The 16,594-nt window shown below is 73.0% G+C and carries 14 protein-coding genes; 5 read left to right on the top strand and 9 right to left on the bottom strand.

The genetic code is table 11. The annotated features are described in order from the left end of the window. On the top strand, positions 1-2,574 hold a 2,574-nt coding region (locus ACFYOV_RS20685; RefSeq protein WP_389089574.1), incomplete at its 5' end, for a D-alanyl-D-alanine carboxypeptidase. A 486-nt stretch (positions 2,575-3,060) separates the two neighbouring features. On the opposite strand, the gene ACFYOV_RS20680 is transcribed toward ACFYOV_RS20685, so the two are convergent. From ACFYOV_RS20680 to ACFYOV_RS20655, 6 genes are all read right to left on the bottom strand, one after another. Further along, positions 3,061-4,848 (bottom strand): hypothetical protein, encoded by a 1,788-nt coding sequence (locus tag ACFYOV_RS20680; protein WP_389089667.1) that lies wholly within the window; start codon positions 4,846-4,848, stop codon positions 3,061-3,063. A gap of 411 nt (positions 4,849-5,259) precedes the next feature. Further along, positions 5,260-6,378: an ADP-ribosylglycohydrolase family protein gene (locus tag ACFYOV_RS20675; protein ID WP_389089573.1), complete on the bottom strand. Its 1,119-nt coding sequence runs from the start codon at positions 6,376-6,378 to the stop codon at positions 5,260-5,262. 206 nt (positions 6,379-6,584) lie between these two features. Next, a complete protein-coding gene (locus ACFYOV_RS20670; protein WP_389089571.1) occupies positions 6,585-7,226 on the bottom strand; it encodes a carbonic anhydrase in 642 nt (213 codons plus the stop codon). 205 nt (positions 7,227-7,431) lie between these two features. Then, positions 7,432-8,490, bottom strand: a complete 1,059-nt coding sequence (locus ACFYOV_RS20665) for a TerC family protein (protein ID WP_389089569.1) — start codon at positions 8,488-8,490, stop codon at positions 7,432-7,434. A gap of 130 nt (positions 8,491-8,620) precedes the next feature. Next, on the bottom strand, positions 8,621-8,749 hold the full coding sequence (locus ACFYOV_RS20660) for a hypothetical protein (RefSeq protein WP_389089567.1): 129 nt from the start codon (positions 8,747-8,749) through the stop codon (positions 8,621-8,623). Further along, positions 8,749-9,021, bottom strand: coding sequence for a hypothetical protein (locus ACFYOV_RS20655; protein WP_389089566.1), 273 nt, complete (start codon positions 9,019-9,021; stop codon positions 8,749-8,751). Before ACFYOV_RS20655 ends, ACFYOV_RS20660 begins: the two co-directional genes overlap by 1 nt. 157 nt (positions 9,022-9,178) lie before the next feature. Between ACFYOV_RS20655 and ACFYOV_RS20650 the strand changes: the two genes are divergently transcribed. The 3 genes from ACFYOV_RS20650 to ACFYOV_RS20640 all read left to right on the top strand — a co-directional run bounded on the left by ACFYOV_RS20650 (position 9,179) and on the right by ACFYOV_RS20640 (position 11,368). Further along, positions 9,179-9,553, top strand: coding sequence for a helix-turn-helix transcriptional regulator (locus ACFYOV_RS20650; protein ID WP_389089564.1), 375 nt, complete (start codon positions 9,179-9,181; stop codon positions 9,551-9,553). A 120-nt stretch (positions 9,554-9,673) separates the two neighbouring features. Then, positions 9,674-10,186, top strand: a complete 513-nt coding sequence (locus tag ACFYOV_RS20645) for a DUF2165 domain-containing protein (RefSeq protein WP_389089563.1) — start codon at positions 9,674-9,676, stop codon at positions 10,184-10,186. Positions 10,187-10,567: 381 nt separating this feature from the next. Further along, entirely contained in the window at positions 10,568-11,368 is an 801-nt protein-coding gene (locus ACFYOV_RS20640; RefSeq protein WP_389089562.1) for a HEAT repeat domain-containing protein, read from the top strand. Between the two features lie 25 nt (positions 11,369-11,393). Here ACFYOV_RS20640 and ACFYOV_RS20635 read toward each other — a convergent pair whose 3' ends face one another. The 3 genes from ACFYOV_RS20635 to ACFYOV_RS20625 all read right to left on the bottom strand — a co-directional run bounded on the left by ACFYOV_RS20635 (position 11,394) and on the right by ACFYOV_RS20625 (position 15,656). Then, complete coding sequence (locus tag ACFYOV_RS20635) at positions 11,394-11,957, bottom strand: hypothetical protein (RefSeq protein ID WP_389089560.1); 564 nt, start codon at positions 11,955-11,957, stop codon at positions 11,394-11,396. 167 nt (positions 11,958-12,124) lie between these two features. Next, complete coding sequence (locus tag ACFYOV_RS20630) at positions 12,125-14,710, bottom strand: bifunctional FO biosynthesis protein CofGH (protein ID WP_389089559.1); 2,586 nt, start codon at positions 14,708-14,710, stop codon at positions 12,125-12,127. Positions 14,711-14,789: 79 nt separating this feature from the next. Beyond that, positions 14,790-15,656 carry a TIGR03619 family F420-dependent LLM class oxidoreductase gene (locus tag ACFYOV_RS20625; protein WP_389089557.1) on the bottom strand — a complete coding sequence of 289 codons (867 nt, stop codon included), beginning with the start codon at positions 15,654-15,656 and terminating at the stop codon, positions 14,790-14,792. A 365-nt stretch (positions 15,657-16,021) separates the two neighbouring features. On the opposite strand from ACFYOV_RS20625, the gene ACFYOV_RS20620 reads away from it, so the two are divergent. Beyond that, positions 16,022-16,480 (top strand): nitroreductase/quinone reductase family protein, encoded by a 459-nt coding sequence (locus ACFYOV_RS20620; protein WP_389089556.1) that lies wholly within the window; start codon positions 16,022-16,024, stop codon positions 16,478-16,480. The last annotated feature ends 114 nt before the right edge of the window (positions 16,481-16,594 follow it).

The raw sequence follows: 16,594 nt of genomic DNA, 5'->3' as shown, positions 1-16,594 counted from the left end.
GAGCACCGCGCCGGACGACCGGCCGCCCGCAACCGCGACACCCAGGACGCCGACGCCCGGACCGGCCGTCCGGCCGCTCCCACCGCCCGCGACACCAAGGACGCCGAGGCCGAGACCGCCGACACCAAGGCGCGGGACGCCGAGACCCGAGACGCCACGGACGACGCTCCCGCGCGCACCGGTGACGACACCGACCGGGAGACCGAGCACCGCGCCGGACGACCGGCCGCCCGCAACCGCGACACCCAGGACGCCGACGCCCGGACCGGCCGTCCGGCCGCTCCCACCGCCCGCGACACCACGGACGGCGCTCCCGCGCGCACCGGGGCGAAGGCGGGCGCCTTGCGGCTGGCGGGCGCCGACCGCGACGCGAAGGACGCCGAGGCGGAGGCGGGGCGTCAGGACGGCGACGCGGCTCCGAAGGCGGGCAGCGACCGGGTGACCGACTCCCGCGCCGAGCGACCGGCGGCCGGACGCGGCGCCAGGGGCGCCGGGGCGGCGTCGCGGGATGCCGGTGGTGAGGTCCGTGACGCGGAGGCCGCTGACGGCACGTCGGCGGCCGACGGTGGTGACGGTGACGGCGGGCAGGCCGGTTCCTCCTCCGGTGCCGGTGCCCGTGCCTCGGGGGCGTCGCGGGGTCGGCCGGTTCGGTTCGCCAAGAAGCGCGGCGACCGAGCCTCCTCCGACGACGACCCGGCTCCCCAGACCGGTGCCCCCGTCGCCGACAAGCCCCCGGTCGACCAGGCCACAGCGGTCTTCCGGGCCCCGCGCCCCTCCGCGCCCCCCGTGGACCAGCCCACCACCATGCTCAAGCTCGGCGACGCGGCGAAGGCGCCCCGGGCGGGTGACGACGGCGCCGAGGCCCGGTCCGCGTCCGACGCCGCCTCCGGGGCGAAGTCCGACGCCGACACCGACTCGAGGGCCGGCTCCGAGCCCGGCTCCAAGCCCACGTCCGACGCCGGGAACGAGGCCGGTCCGAAGTCCGGCTCCGGGGCCAGGACCGACGCCGGATCCGAGCCCCGCACCGAAGCCGCGACCGAAGCCGAAACCGAAGCCGACGCCGAAGCCGACGCCGACGCCGGTTCCAAGGCCGAGTCCGTGTCCGAGCGGACCAGCAAGTTCGTCGCGCTCAAGGCGCTGGACGATCCCGAGACCCGTAGGCCGCCGGTGACGCCCGGTACCGAGGCGACCACCGCGCTCCGGGCCGTGACGCCCGCCGAGAGGCAGCCCGCGGACGCCACCACCGCGCTGCCGCAGATCGGGCCGGAGCGGACGACGCAGCAGCCGCTGCCGCCCAAGCCGCCGCTGGACCTGCTGGCCGAGCTGACCAACACCCCGCCGCCCCCGGACACCCCGCTGCGGACCGCCGTGCGGCGGGTCAAGATCTGGACGCCACTGGTCCTGCTGCTGGTGATCGTCTTCGCGGTCGTGCAGAACATGCGCCCGCTCCCCGCGCCCACCCTCGACCTCACCGCCCGTGACAGCTTCACCTTCGAGGGCAGCCGCGTGGACATCCCGTGGCCGTCGGACGGACAGGCCGCGCTCGACGTGCAGGGCATCGGCACCTTCGGCTCCTCCGGCGAGCAGAAGCCCGTGCCGATCGCCAGTGTCGCCAAGGTCATGACCGCCTACCTGATCCTGCGCGACCACCCGCTCAAGAGCGGTGCCGAGGGGCCGACGATCGACATCGACGCCACGGCCGAGAAGCAGTCCGACGCGGGCCAGGAGTCGACCGTCAAGGTCACCGCCGGTGACAAGATCTCCCAGCGGGAGGCGATCGAGAGCATCCTGATCGCGTCCGCGAACAACGTGGCGCGGCTGCTCGCCCGGTGGGACGCCGGGTCCGAGAAGGCGTTCGTCGGGAAGATGAACGACGCCGCGAAGGACCTCGGCATGACCAACACGACGTACACCGACCCCTCGGGCCTGAACAACACCACCGTGAGCACCGCCGTGGACCAGGTGAAGCTCGCCAGGGCCGCGATGAAGCAGCCCGCGTTCCGCGAGGTCGCCGCGATGATGTCGTACGACGACTACAAGGGCGTCAACCACCCCAACTGGAACCAGCTGGTCGGCCACAACAACGTGGTCGGCATCAAGACCGGCACCACCACCTCCGCGCTCGGCAACCTCGTGTTCGCCGCGAAGAAGGAGGTCGGCGGCGAGACCCGCACCGTCGTGGGCGCCGTGGTCCGCCAGCCCCCCGGCGGCGCGGACAACACGATCCTCGCCGGTGCCCTCTCGGCCGGAGACAAGCTGATCCGGGCCGCGCAGGACGCCCTGGAGTCGGCGACGATCCTGAAGAAGGGCACCGTCGTCGGGTACGCGGACGACGGCCTCGGCGGCCGTACGCCGGTCGTCGTGACCGAGGACGTGCGGGCCGTCGGCTGGGCGGGGCTGTCGGTGAAGCTGACGTTCGCCGCGGACGATCTGCCGCACAGCGCCGAGGCGGGCACGAAGGTGGGCACGCTCACCGTGGGCGACGGCACCAGCAGCGCGGTGAAGGTCCCGGTGGCCCTGCAGGACGACCTCGTCGAGCCCGGCTTCGCGGACAGGCTGACGCGTATCGCCTGAGCCGTGGGCCCGTCCCTCCCGGCACCGTCCGGCGCCCCGTCCGATCCCGCCCGAGCCCGGCGGATCGGGCGGGGCGCCGCCGCGTTCGAAGCCGGAGAGGTCCGCGAGGTGCTTTTCCCTGGAGCACTGCAAGGACAGGAGCGGGTTCCGGCACGAGGGCCCCGTGGCCGTCGTGAACGCCCCCCCGCTGGAGCCGCTCCCCTCCCCCTCGGCCCGTGAGATCCAGGTTGGCCCCCGCCGATGTGCGCTGCAAGGAGAAGACCGGGGTCGTGGCCGTCCGGTCCGACGCGGAGACGAGGGTTCAGCGCGAGGTCACCGAGTCCGGCGCCGCTTCCTTCCGCGCCCTTGAGGCGATGTCCCGGCGAACGTGGTCGGCGTTGGCCCGCCGGGTCCTCGAGCCCGCTCCCCGAGGGGTCCCTCAGCCCGCTCCCCGGGCGGCGCCGACGCCGCCCGGGCCGCCGACGCCGGGTGCGCCGGGCCCCCGCGTCACTGCTCCGTCTTCTCGCACTCCAGCGGCTTCTCGCGGGACGGTCCGCCGTACAGGGAGCTGATCCGGACGTTGCCCGCCTCCTGGACCGTCAGCCGGGTGAACTCGCCCTCGTCGGTCAGGCAGCCGTTGTCCGCCCAGAGCCAGGGCGAGTAGGCGATCCGCACGGTGACCGTGCCGGGCCGCGGCATGTGGACGACGAGGTTGGCGCCGTCGGAACTCGTCACCGTGGCGGGCCGGTCGACGAGCGGGGTCGCGTTCTTCACCCGGTAGATCTTCCAGTTGGTGTCCTCCCACACCAGGTCCAGATAGTCCGGCTCGCTGGTCACCAGCGCGTGTTCCAGCTTGGCGGGGCCGTCCGGCTCACCGTTGACGAGGACGACGAAGCCCACGGCCCACTGGGAGAGCCAGGCACGGTAGGCCTGGGAGGTGAAGGTGCCCTCGGGCACCTCGGTGCCGCTGTGCCCCTCGTAGAAGAGACGGCCGCGCTCCACGTCGGCCTGACGGTTCCAGCCGCGCGCCATGTTGATGTACGGGGCGAGGATGGCGGCCTCGCGATGGTCGCGGGCCGGGACCACCTCGACCCTCGTCTTCCAGGCGTCCAGCCGCTCGAGCTCGTTGACGACACCGTCCGTCTTGACGGCCCACTCGGGCACCTTGGTGTTGGTGACTATGTCGGCGATCGTCTTGCCGGACAGCCAGGTCAGGGACAGGGCCAGAGCCACCGCGCACCCCAGTTTCCGCTGCTTGGGCGTGAGCCGGGCGAGTGAGTACCGGACGGCCGCCGTGGCGTCCGCGTCCTGCGTACGGCCGTCTCCCGTACGGGCGTTCTCCGTGCGGGCGTCCTCCGTGTGGGCGTCCTCCGCTCGGTCGTCGTCCGTTCGGCCGTCCTCGGCCCCGCCGTCCCCCCGGTACATCACGAGGGCGAGCAGGGCGGCGGGTGCCGCCAGTTCCGTGAGCCGTTCGACGTTCGTGCCGATCGGCGACGAGATCAGGTAGCAGAGCACCACTCCGAGCGCGTACACGCCGGCGCTGTACCGCAGCAGCCGCCACGCGCTCGGCGCGGCCAGGATGATCACCGCGCACAGCACGACGGGCGGCCATATCCGCCCGAACGACATGGGCTGCTCGCCCTCGAAGGGGAAGAGCAGCGTGGTGGTGGCGACCACGGCGACCGGCGGCACGAGCAGCGCGAGAGCACGGCCCCACTCCCGCATCAGCAGATAACCGGCTCCCACCACCAGGACGAACAGCCCGGCGACCGGGCTCCCCATCGTGGCCAACGTCGTCGCCACGGCCGCCGCCGTGAGGTGCCGCCCGGCGCGTCCGCTGACCGCCGCCAGCACGGCTCCCATCGCGAAGGCACAGCCGAGCACGAAGGTGGAGCGCCCGGACACCACTTGGCACCACAGCGAGAACATCACCGCCAGGGCGGGCCACACGGGTCTGCGCACACCGGTGCGGGTCACCACCGCACCCGCCAGCCACGACGCCGCGAGCCCCGACAGCAGGGTGACGGGCACCACTCCCAGGGCCGCCATCAGGTACGGCGACATCACGCTGTAGTTCGCGGTGTGCAGTCCGCCGTACCAGAACAGGTTGTAGGCGTAGCCCGGATACATCCGCGCGAACTCGGCCCAGGCGACCTGGGCCGCCAGGTCGCCACCACCGGTCGCGAACACCGACCACCACACGCCGTAGAGCGGCAGGGCACAGGCCAGAACGGTGAGCGGGACCCGGTGGCGCTCGTGCCAGGACTGTCCGTCCCGAGCGGGTTTCTCGCGCAGGACAGGGCGGTGCGGGCTCAGCTCGGCGAAGGCCACTGCGGCTATCCATTCGACTCGTACGGGCGGGTCTCGCTCTCATGTAGACGCTAATCGACCACCGCACGTTGGCAGCACGGACCCCGGGGTGCGCGGGATCGCTGTCGGGGGACACACCCTCTTAGTCACATAGGTGAATTGGAGTCACCATAGCGAACCCCACTGTCGGTGTTCACCGATGTCTCGCTCAACCAGAGCATCCTCATCACCGGTGTGGCACCGGTGCGGTCACGGGCATCCACTGCACGATCGACGGCCTGCTGGGCCGACGCGCTCACCGAACTCGGCCAGTTCGTCAGCCAGTTGCTCGCGTTGGCGTGCTCAGGGCGGGGCGTACGCGGCGCGGCGCCTGCTCACGGCGGGGCGTGCGCCGGTTCAGGTGCCGCGCGGATAGCGGGTGAGCCAGGCCGGGGACGAGCCGGTGGGGCCGTGCAGGGCCGGTCCCTGGGTCATCTCCATGGCGAAGTCGTCGGCCAGTTCCAGGATGGTGGGGCGGCCCTCCAGCTCGGCCAGCCAGGCCGGCGGGAGGGCCGTTTCGCCGTGCAGGGCGCCGAGCAGTCCGCCGGTCAGGGCGGCCGTCGCGGCGCTCGGGCCGTCGTGGTTGACGGCGAGGCGCAGACCGTGCCGCACGTCCTCCCCGACCATCGCGCAGTACACGGCGGCGGCCACGAGCCCCTCGGCGGTCGCCTCCCCGGCCAGCCCGGTCACCCGGTCCGACGTGGGAACGCCCTGCCGTACCGCAGCCAGCGCGTACTGGAGGGCGCCCGACACCGGCTCGTGCCCGGGCCGGGCCGCCAGCAGCGCGAGCGCCCGCTGCACCGCCGCGTCGAGGCCGTCACCCCGGGCCAGGGCGTGCACGGTCACCGCGTACGCGCCCGCCGCGAGGCAGGCGGCCGGGTGGCCGTGGGTCTGCGCCGCGCACTCCACCGCGAGCTGGTCGACGAGCTGCGGCTCCCAGCCGACGAGCAGCCCGAACGGGGCGGAACGCACGGCGGCCTCCGGCCCGCGCTCCCGCGGGTTCTTCGGCGCCTGAGGCGTGCCCATGGTCTCGTCGCCCAGCCCCAGCAGCAGCGCGCGGGTCGGAGCGCGACGGGCGTACAGCCACTCCTCGCGGGCCAGCCAGCCGTCGTCCTTGCGGCGCTCGTCCGGGCCCCAGTCGCGCTGCGTGGCCGCCCACCGCAGATACGCCCGGTGCAGATCGGTGGGCGGATGCCAGACGCCGGTGTCGCGCCGGACCTGGGCGCGGATCAGACCGTCGACGGAGAAGAGGGTGAGCTGGGTCAGGTGGGTGACGGCTCCGCGTCTGCCGTAGGCGGGGGCCAGGTCGACGACGCCGTCGGGGCCGTGCGCCTCCCGGATGCCGTCGAGGCCCACGGCGTCGACCGGGGTGCCCAGCGCATCCCCGACGGCCACGCCCAGCAGCGTGCCGCGCACCCTGCTGCGGAAGTCCTGCTGCTCGGTACGGCCCCAGACGGCGCCGGCTGTCGCACCCACCTAGACCTCCCGAGGCACCGTCCGCACGTACGACGTTCAGCACTGTATTCGAATGGCGACGGTGGGTTCCGCCCTTCCCCGCCCGCGGTCCGCCCCTTCCCGCCCAGCGGTCGGTGCGACCTTGGTGGGAAGGGGCGGAAACACCCGGTTCCGGCCGTGCCGGCGTGGGTGCGGGCGCGCCGACGACAGCTCCGTGCGCGGCGTGGTCAGGAGGCGGTGGGAGCCACCGCTTCGAGGCCGCGGGCGGCGACGAGCCGTGCGCTGCCGTCGGCCAGTCGGTAGGACAGGCCCACCACGCCGAGGCGGCCGTCGGCCACCCGGTCGGCCAGGACGCGGGAGCGTTCGAGCAGGAGGTCCACGGTGTGCTCGATGTGCTCGGCCAGGATCTCGTCGGGCGTCTCCCGCCCGGCCGCGCGGGCTGCCAGCACGCTCGGGGTCACCCGTTCGACGACGTCACGGACGAAGCCGCCCGGCGTCCGCCCGTCCTCCAGGGCCGAGCAGGCCGCGGCGACGGCGCCGCACGAGTCGTGGCCGAGGACGACGACCAGTGGCGCGTTGAGGACGCTCACGCCGAACTCGATGCTGCCGAGCACTTCCGTACCGGCGACGTGCCCGGCGGTGCGCACCACGAACAGGTCGCCCAGGCCGCGGTCGAAGATGATCTCGGCCGCCAGCCGGGAGTCGGAGCACCCGAACAGCACGGCGAAGGGCTGCTGTGACGGTGCCGTCTCGGCGCGGCGGGTGGAGTCCTGGTTGGGATGCTCGGGGGAGCCGGCGACGAAGCGCTGGTTACCGGCCAGCAGCAGGTCCAGGGCGTCGCGGGGCGTCGGAGTCCTGATCTCGGTCATACCCGCAGCCTAGGACGCGGGACCGGCCGCCGCCCCATCTGGTCCGGCCTCGGAGCTACGGAAGAGCCCCGAGGGCGGACCGCCGGAGGCGGGTCGTCGGGGCCTTCGCGCGGGGGCTGGTCGACGAGGGCGGCGGGAAGAGCGGGGGCGGCTCGACGGGGCGGGGCGAGGTGGGGATGGGGGTGGGGGTGGTCCGGAGCGGAGGTCATGACGGCCCTTGCGGTCGGTGCCGGCCGCCGCCGGCGGGCGCGGGATCGCTGGGCGCGGGATCGTTGGGCGCGGCGCCCGTGCCGGTGTCGCTCTCGCGCGTGGTGTCGCCGCCGGTGTCGCCGTTCCGGCCGCGGGTGGCCAGGAGGGACCAGCCGATGGACACGGTGATGGTGGCGACGATGACGCCGAGGGTGAGGGGGATGGGCAGCTTGCCCACGGGGGTCTCGGACAGGATGAGCTTGACGCCGGCGAAGGCGAGCAGGACCGCGAGGCCGTAGTGGAGGTAGGTGAAGCGGCGCAGCAGTCCGGCGAGGCAGAAGTACAGGCTGCGCAGGCCGAGGACGGCGAAGGCGTTGGCGGTCCACACGATGAAGGTGTTGGTGGTGATGGCGAGGATCGCGGCGACGGAGTCGACGGCGAAGATCAGGTCGGTGGCCTCGATGGCGACCAGCGCCACGAACAGCAGGGTGGCCACCCGGCGTCCGCCGATCCTCGTGAAGAAGCGGCCGCCGTGGTACGTCGGGTCGGTGGGGACGATCCTCTTGACCAGGCGGACGACGATGTTGCGGTCGGGGTGGACCTCCTCGTCCTTGGAGACGGCCATCTTGTAGCCGGTCCAGATCAGGAACGCACCGAACAGGTAGGCGGTCCAGAAGAACAGCTGGAGCAGTTCCGCGCCGACGAAGATGAACACCAGCCGGAAGGCCAGGGCACCGAGGACCCCCCAGAACAGGACTTTGTGCTGGTAGGCGTCGGGCACGGCGAAGAAGGAGAAGACCAGCGCGAAGACGAAGACGTTGTCGATCGACAGCGCCTTCTCGATCAGGTAGCCGGCGTAATAGGTGGAGGAGACCTCGCCACCCTGCCAGACCAGCAGGACCAGGCCGAAGGCGAGGCCGACGGCGATCCAGACACCGGACCAGACGGCTGCTTCCCTGAAACCGATCACGTGGTTGTCACGGTGGGCGATGAGGTCGACGGCGAGCATGACGGCGATCACCAGGGTGACCGCGGCCCACGCCCACAGCGGGACGGTGAACGACAGTTCGGTCATGAAGGGTCGGCTTCCTCGGGCGAAGAGGTCGGAGGGACGGAGACGGGCGGGGGGCGGTTGCCGGGCCCCGGCACATGCGGAGGGCAGCCGGGCCCGGGCCGCCGGTTCACACAGGCGCTCACCTCCTTGGTCATGCGGGTCGCCGGGCGGTGGCCGAGCGGCGGCGCGGGCGCGTCGCGAGGGCGACGCAGAGTCCGCCGACGGTCAGGTCCACTGCGGCGAGCAGCCACCACGGCGCCAGGGCCGTCAGGCCGTCCATCACTCCTCCCCGGAGTGGGCGGGGGCCGTCGCGCGGCGGTCGGCCATCGTCGGGACGTTGCGCACGGAGCTCGGGGACGGACCGGCCGCGCCCGGACCGGCACCCGCCGGCAGTGGCGGGGGGTTGCGGCGTGCGGCGGGGTGGCCCGCGGCGTCCATCACGGCGAGGTCGTCGGGCGGATGGGTCACTCGTGCGGTCACCGGGTGCGGCAGGGAGAGGGGCAGGGACGGGGTGCCGGTGGGGGCGGCGCGGGTCGGGGTCGGGGCGAGCATCGGAACCCCCCTTTCAGCGGGGCCGGAGAGCGGGGCGGATGTGTCCAGCGTCACCCGGCGCCCGATTCGCGTCAAGAGTTACGCGAAAATCTTTTCGTCTTTTCAGTTTCGTGAAATGACATTGGCCGGACGAAGCTCGGTTCGTACGATGGAGGTCATGACTCAGCCCTCCACGCGCGGCGATCACTGGACGTTCCTGACCAACCACGCCCGCGTCCTGATCGCTCTCGCCCAGGATCCTGACGCACGCGGGCGTGACGTCGCCGACCGGATCGGCATCACCGAACGCGCCGTGCAGCTGATCGTCGCCGACCTGGAAGCGGCCGGATACCTCACCCGGACCCGCGTCGGCCGCCGCAACCGGTACACCATCGACCCCACCGTGGCCCTGCGCCATCCCGCCGAGGCCGACCACCCGGTCGGCGACCTGCTGGCCACCTTCCTGCACCGCGAGGACTCTCCCGCCGACGAGGCGGAGCCCGCCGCCTCCCCCCTGCTGCCCGGTGGCAGGCAGCAGCGCGAGCGCGCGTGACAGGGGCGTGAGCGGCCTGCCTTCCGCGCCTCGACGCCCCCTCCGGCGCCGCTTCACGACGCACCGATTCTGGCTCGATGCATACGGGGCAGGGCAGTTGGTACGGGGAAGGGAACCGGCATGGCCACCACCACCCCTCGCGGCGCGCTGCCCCTCGCGGTCACGCTGCTCACCGCCTCCGTGGCGCTCTACATGGCGCTGGTCGCCTTCGGCAACATCACGGACTTCGGCACCAACCAGCAGTTCGTCCGCCACGTTCTGGCCATGGACACCACGTTCAAGGACGACGACCTGATGTGGCGGGCCGTCACCGACGAGCGACTGCAGGACGCGGCCTACGTCGCGATCATCGTGTGGGAGACCCTGTCCGCGCTGGTCCTGGTGTACGGCACCTGGCTCCGGACCCGCCACGACCACGCCCGCGCCCGCCGCGTCACCACCTACGGCCTGCTGATGGTCATGCTCCTCTTCGGCGCCGGGTTCCTCGCCATCGGCGGCGAGTGGTTCGCGATGTGGCAGTCGGAGGACTGGAACGGCCTGGACGCGGCGACCCGGGTGTTCGTCTTCAGCGGGATCGTCCTGCTGGTCAACCACCTGCCGGGAGACGGGAGGGGGCGAACGGACCCGGGGTGAGCACACCGGTGTCCGGCGGGCCCGGGCCGAGCACACCGGCATCCGGACGGTCCGGGGTCGGCCGTTCGCCGACCCGGCGGCGTCAGGTGCGGACGCGCCCCTGGACGATCGGTTCCAAGCTGTCAGTGATCGTGGGCCGTTGAGGTGAAGCCGAGCATGGCCTGCATCATCGCCATTGTGACCAGTTCGGCGTCGGGAGCCGCGGGGTGATCCCCACGGCCGGCCGCCATGGCGCGGGATGCGGAGACGCCTTCAGCAGGTCGTCGGTCTTCACATGAAGTGCGGTCGCGAGGGTGTCCAACTCTGTCATCACACACTGACGTTGGACGCCCCCATACGCGCAGCCGATGCCGTGGAATCGGTCACCTAATATCCCGTGTCATGGCGATGTTCGTGCACGTGACCTCAGCGGCGAACGTACCGCGCATCCGGCGGTCCGGGATCCGGGCGGCCAGCCACGGACAGGGCAGCGCGCGGGGGGTCTACTGCTTCCCGGTCCTGCCGTCGTACACCCTCACCCACCAATGGCTGCGCGAGCTGGCCCGTTTCGGCAGCCGGGGCGGGCTTGTGGCAGTCCACCTGCGACTCGACGACGCCCAGGACGTGCTGGTCGGACGCTATACCGACCGGGCGCGGGATGCCCAGACCACCGTTTCTGCGTCAGAGGCAGTGCGGCGGATCGCGGCACTGGAGGACCCGCGCGGGTGGGAGGTGTTCGTCCCCCGGGCGATCCGGCCGCGTGAAGTGCACCGGGTCCGCACCGCGCCGCAGGTGGCGGGCTGGCGGTACCTGCCGGACGCACACGGTGTGCGCCCCTGCACCTGTTTCGGGTGCCGCGTGCGCGGCGGGTACGGGGCGCGGCGCCTGCGCGAGCGGTTGCCGCATCCGCTGGATGGTCCGCCGCCACCCGTCAAGGTGCTGCTCGCTCGCGTCGCAGCCGGTGACCCCGGGGACCCAGCCGCGCTGCGGGAGGCACTGCACTGGTTCGGAATGCGTCGGCGCGGCCCGCTCGCCCAGTTGAGCCGCCTCGCCACCCACCCCGACCCCGAGGTGCGGGAGGGGCTGGTGTGGGCGGTCGCCCATTGGTCCACCCCAGGGGTCACCGACCTGCTCGACGGCCTTGCCGACGACCCGCACTCAAACGTCCGGGAGGCAGTGGAAGCAGCCCGCGATCCGCAATGACCACCGACCCCCTGGAACAGATCATCTAGTCGACCACCCGTACCGTCGTGCCCGCCGTCGCGAAAGCCCACAGGGAGCCGCCGGCCTGCTGGGACAGGCGGATGCCGCCGGTCTGCTTGCCGGCGGCGGGCGGGGGCGAGGAGCCGTCGACGGCGTTGGAGAAGGCGATGGAGACGCCGGACTTCACGGCGAAGTAGACGACGTGCTCGACCTGGACGCCGTCGCTGCCGGTCGTGGCCTGTGTGCGGGTGCCGACCGTGTAGCTGCCGGTGTCCGGAGCGACCGTTCCCGGCCACACCGTGAAGGAGTGGCGGGGGGCGTCGCTCGCGTCGACCAGCCACACGCGCTTCTGGCCGAGGGAGTAGACGATGCGGCGGCCGGTCCCGGAGTCGTCCGGCACCGCCACCGGCCCCGTCTCCTTCGGTGCCGTGGACGGACGCGCGTCCGCCGGTGCCGAGGCGCTCGGCCGGCTCGTGGACGCGGTGGGCTTCGTCCCCTGGTCGGCCTGTACGGCCAGGACGACCACCGCGGCTATCGCCCCCGTGGTCAGCCCGGTCACCCAGGCCCACGAGGGAAGACGGGCTGGCACCGGTACGCATCTCCTCGGTCTGCGGAGTCTCTCCGATCCCCGGCACCGGGATCTCCGGCATCGGGATCCCCGGCATGAGGGGTCGGATCATCGTACTGCCCGTGCCGGCCTCGGCCCGCTGCCGCCCGTCTCCCCGGGCCACCGGCACCGCCCGGCTCCGCGCCCCCTCAGTCCAGTACCGGCAGCAGTTCGGGCAGGTGGCCGTCCGATGCCTCCGCCGTCCGCCGTCGCTCCTCCGGGACGTCCCCGTACAGCGTCGTCCGGGGTCTCGCCGGGCGGCCGGCCGCCTCCGCGATCGCGATCAGGTCCCGGACCGACTTGTAGGAGCCGTAGGAGGAGCCGGCCATCCTGGAGATCGTCTCCTCCATCAGCGTGCCGCCGAGGTCGTTCGCACCGGAGCGGAGCATCTCCGCCGCGCCCTCCGCGCCCAGTTTCACCCAGCTCGTCTGGATGTTGGGGATGTGCGGGTGCAGCAGCAGTCTCGCCATCGCCGTCACCGCGCGGTTGTCGCGGACGGTCGGGCCGGGCCGCGCGATCCCCGCCAGGTACACCGGCGCGTTGGTGTGCACGAACGGCAGCGTGACGAACTCCGTGAAGCCGCCCGTGCGCTGCTGGATGCGGGCCAGTGTGCGCAGGTGGCCGAGCCAGTGGCGGGGCTGGTCGACGTGGCCGTACATCATCGTGGACGACGAGCGGATGCCCAGCCCGTGGGCCGTGGTGATCACCTCGATCCAGGTGGCCGCGGGCAGCTTGCCCTTGGTCAGGATCCAGCGCACCTCGTCGTCGAGGATCTCCGCCGCCGTGCCCGGGACGGTGTCCAGGCCCGCCTCCTTGGCGGCCGTCAGCCACTCCCTGACGGGCATCCCCGTGCGTGCCGCCCCGTTGACCACCTCCATCGGCGAGAAGGCGTGCACATGCATGCCGGGGACGCGTTCCTTCACCGCCCGCGCGATGTCGAAGTACGCGGTGCCCGGCAGGTCGGGGTGGATACCGCCCTGCATGCACACCTCCACCGCGCCGACGTCCCACGCCTGCTGGGCGCGGTCGGCCACCTGGTCCAGCGACAGCGTGTACGCGTCGGCGTCCGTGCGGCGCTGCGCGAAGGCGCAGAAGCGGCAGCCGGTGTAGCAGACGTTGGTGAAGTTGATGTTGCGCGTGACGATGTAGGTCACGTCGTCGCCGACCGCCGACCTGCGGACGTCGTCGGCCACCCGGCACAGCGCGTCCAGCGCCGGACCGTCCGCGTGCAGCAGCGCCAGTGCCTCCCCGTCCGTCAGCGCGGTGGGGTCGTCGGCCGCCGTGCGCAGGGCCGCGCGCACATCGGTGTCGATGCGCTCGGGCGCCATGCCGGGGGCGGCGGCCTCGCGCAGCGCCTCCCAGTCGCCGTACACCTCGTCGAAGTCGCCGCGGCGGTCCGCGGTGCGGCCCTCGGTGTCGATGGTCGCGTGCAGATCGGTGCGGCCGCCGGCGGTGAACGCCTCGTCCTGCTCCTGCCACGGACGGCCCTCGACCACCGCGTCCTCGCGCGCCAGGCCGGTCTCCGGGTCGGCGAGCGCCGCCACGTGCGGGCGCAGCCGCGGGTCCAGCCAGGGCTCGCCGCGCCGGACGAACTCCGGGTAGACGCAGAGGCGTTCGCGCAGTTCGAAGCCGGCCGCCCGGGATTTCCGGGCCAGTTCCTCGATCTGCGGCCAGGGGCGCTCGGGATTGACGTGGTCGATGGTCAGCGGGGAGACCCCGCCCCAGTCGTCGATGCCGGCCGCGATCAGCCGCTCGTACTCGGCGTCGACGAGGTTCGGCGGGGCCTGGAGGCAGGCGGACGGTCCGAGGACGTGCCGGGCGACGGCGACCGTGGCGACCAGGTCGTCCAGTTCCGCGTCCGGCATCCCGCGCATCGCCGTGTCCGGCTTGGCGCGGAAGTTCTGGATGATCAGCTCCTGGATGCCGTGGTGGGCGCGGGAGACGCGGCGCAGCGCGAACAGCGACTCGGCGCGCTCCTCGTGGGTCTCGCCGATGCCGATCAGGATCCCCGAGGTGAAGGGGACGGAGGAGCGCCCGGCGTCCTCCAGCACCCGCAGCCGCACGGCCGGTTCCTTGTCCGGGGAGCCGTGGTGCGGGCCGCCGGGCTCCGACCAGAGCCGGGTCGCGGTCGTCTCCAGCATCATGCCCATCGACGGTGCGACGGGCTTGAGCCGCTGGAAGTCGGTCCACGTCAGGACGCCCGGGTTGAGGTGGGGCAGCAGGCCCGTCTCCTCCAGGATCCGGATCGAGATCGCGCGGACGTAGGCGATCGTGTCGTCGTAGCCGTGCGCGTCCAGCCACTCGCGCGCCTCGGGCCAGCGGTCCTCGGGCTTGTCGCCGAGGGTGATGAGGGCTTCCTTGCAGCCGAGGGCGGCGCCCTTGCGGGCGATGTCCAGCACCTCGTCCGGCGACATGAACATCCCGTGCCCGGCCCGGCGCAGCTTGCCGGGCACGGTGACGAACGTGCAGTAGTGGCACTTGTCCCGGCACAGCCGGGTCAGCGGGACGAAGACGCTCTTCGAGTACGTGATGACGCCGGGCCGACCCGCCGCCTCGAGCCCCGCGTCCCGGATCCGGGCGGCGGACGCGGCCAGGTCCCGCAACCGCTCGCCGCGGGCCTGGAGCAGGACCGCCGCCTCGGCGACGTCCAGGGAGACGCCGTCCCGGGCGCGCTTGAGGGCGCGACGCATGGAGTTCTCGGTGGGGCCGGTTCCGGAGGTCGCGGAAGTCGTCATCCCTTGAGCATACGTTCGGGTTGATCAGGACAAATGATCAGGACAAAGAGGGACCGTTCCGACCTTCCGGGACGCCCGTTCACCCGGCCTCGCCGTCGCTCTCCAGGTACGGCAGGCAGGCGTCCAGCGCCCGCAGCACCTCCGCCTCCCCGGCCGCCGGCACCTGCACCACCACCTCCTCGATCCCGAGCCCGGCGAAGTGGCCGAGCTTTCCCGGGGTGGGACGGACGGCGTACGGCACGACCTGGGGGCCGCCGGGACCTCGGCCGGCCTCGGCCCACGCGGCGCGCAGCACCGGCAGGGAGTCGGACAGACCGCGCCCGCCGACGGGCAGCCACCCGTCGGCGTACTCGCAGATGTGGGCGAACAGTTTCGGTCCGGCCGCCCCGCCGATCAGCGTGCGCGGGCCGACGAGCGGACCGCGCGGCCCGCGCACCGGCTTGGGGTGGGCCCGACTGGCCCGCACGCCGCCGAACTCCCCGGCATAGGCGGTCGGTTCCTCCGACCACAGAGCACGCATCAGCGCCATCCGGTCCCGGACCAGTTCGCGCCGCGTCGCCCACTCGACACCGTGGTCGGCCGCCTCCTCGACGTTCCAGCCGAATCCGATGCCGAACGTGAACCGGCCGCCGGAGAGATGGTCCAGCGTCGCGACCCGCTTGGCCAGGGCGATCGGATCGTGCTGCGCGACGAGCGTGATACCGGTGCCGAGTTCCAGCCGTTCGGTCACCGCGGCCGCCTGGGCGAGGGCGACGAACGGGTCCAGGCTGCGGCCGTACTCGGGGGGCAGGGGTCCGCCCGCGGGGTGGAGGGTGGTCCGCTCGACCGGGATGTGCGTGTGCTCGGGCAGGTACAGCCCGGCGAAGCCGCGCTGCTCCAGTTCACGGGCGAGCCGGACCGGGGTGATCGTCTCGTCGGTGAGGAAGATCGTGACGGCGATGCGCATGGCTCCTCTCTACCGGCACGAGCCGCACCTGTCGACACCGACCGGTCGGACCGGCGGCCGGCGAAAGCCGTCCACGGACCGTCGGCGCACCACCCCGGCCCCCATTTCCCTTTTTCCGCCGACGAGTTCACCCGCCCGCTGCGAAGGTGGCGGGGACGCCCCCGAGCACCGCCGAGCACCACACCGCGCACGAGGGCATCCGCGCCAAACGCTCCCGCGTCGCCGAGTCGGCGCGGATCTCCCTCGTGTCCGGCGCGTCCGGCGGGCGCGGGGCACAGGCCGGGCCGGCGCGGCCAGCAAACCCCCTCCCGGCCCCTCCCGGCCCCTCCCGGTCCCCCACCGGCCGCCGTTAGGCTCACGGCACCATGACGCCGCACACACCGCCCACACCACCCGCGCCCCAGCCGCCACCGCACGCCGAGCGCAAGTACCGGGTCGTCACCGCCTTCCAGCGGCGGCTCAACCTCCTCATGCGCCGGCTGCCGCTCCAGACCCTGCTGGAGACCCGGGGCCGGGTCTCCGGGCTGCCGCGTCGCACCCCGGTGGGCGGCCGGCGGGTCGGGGACTGCTTCTGGCTGGTGTCGGAGTTCGGCGAGCGGTCCCAGTACGTGCGCAACATCAAGGCGGACCCACGGGTGCGGGTACGCATCCGCGGCCGGTGGCACACCGGCACCGCCCGCCTCCTGCCCGGCGACGACCCCGTCGCCCGCCTGCGCACCCTGCCCCGCCTGAACAGCGCCGCCGTGCGGGCGGTCGGGGCGGGCCTGCTGACGGTACGGGTCGACCTGGACCGCACGGGCGGGACGCCGCGCCGCACCACCTGACGTCGCGTCATGAGGGCCTGTCCGCGGCGTCGTCCGACGACCTCGGTACGGAAGGCAGGCGGAAGATGTGGAGGCCCTGTGGGGGCCCGCCCACCCCGTGTGATCGCCGTCTCG

This window comes from Streptomyces sp. NPDC005931 (genome assembly GCF_042871235.1).
Taxonomy (GTDB): Bacteria; Actinomycetota; Actinomycetes; order Streptomycetales; family Streptomycetaceae; genus Streptomyces.
Note: the sequence above shows the minus strand (reverse complement) of the source record. Positions and strands in the feature narration are given on the sequence as shown.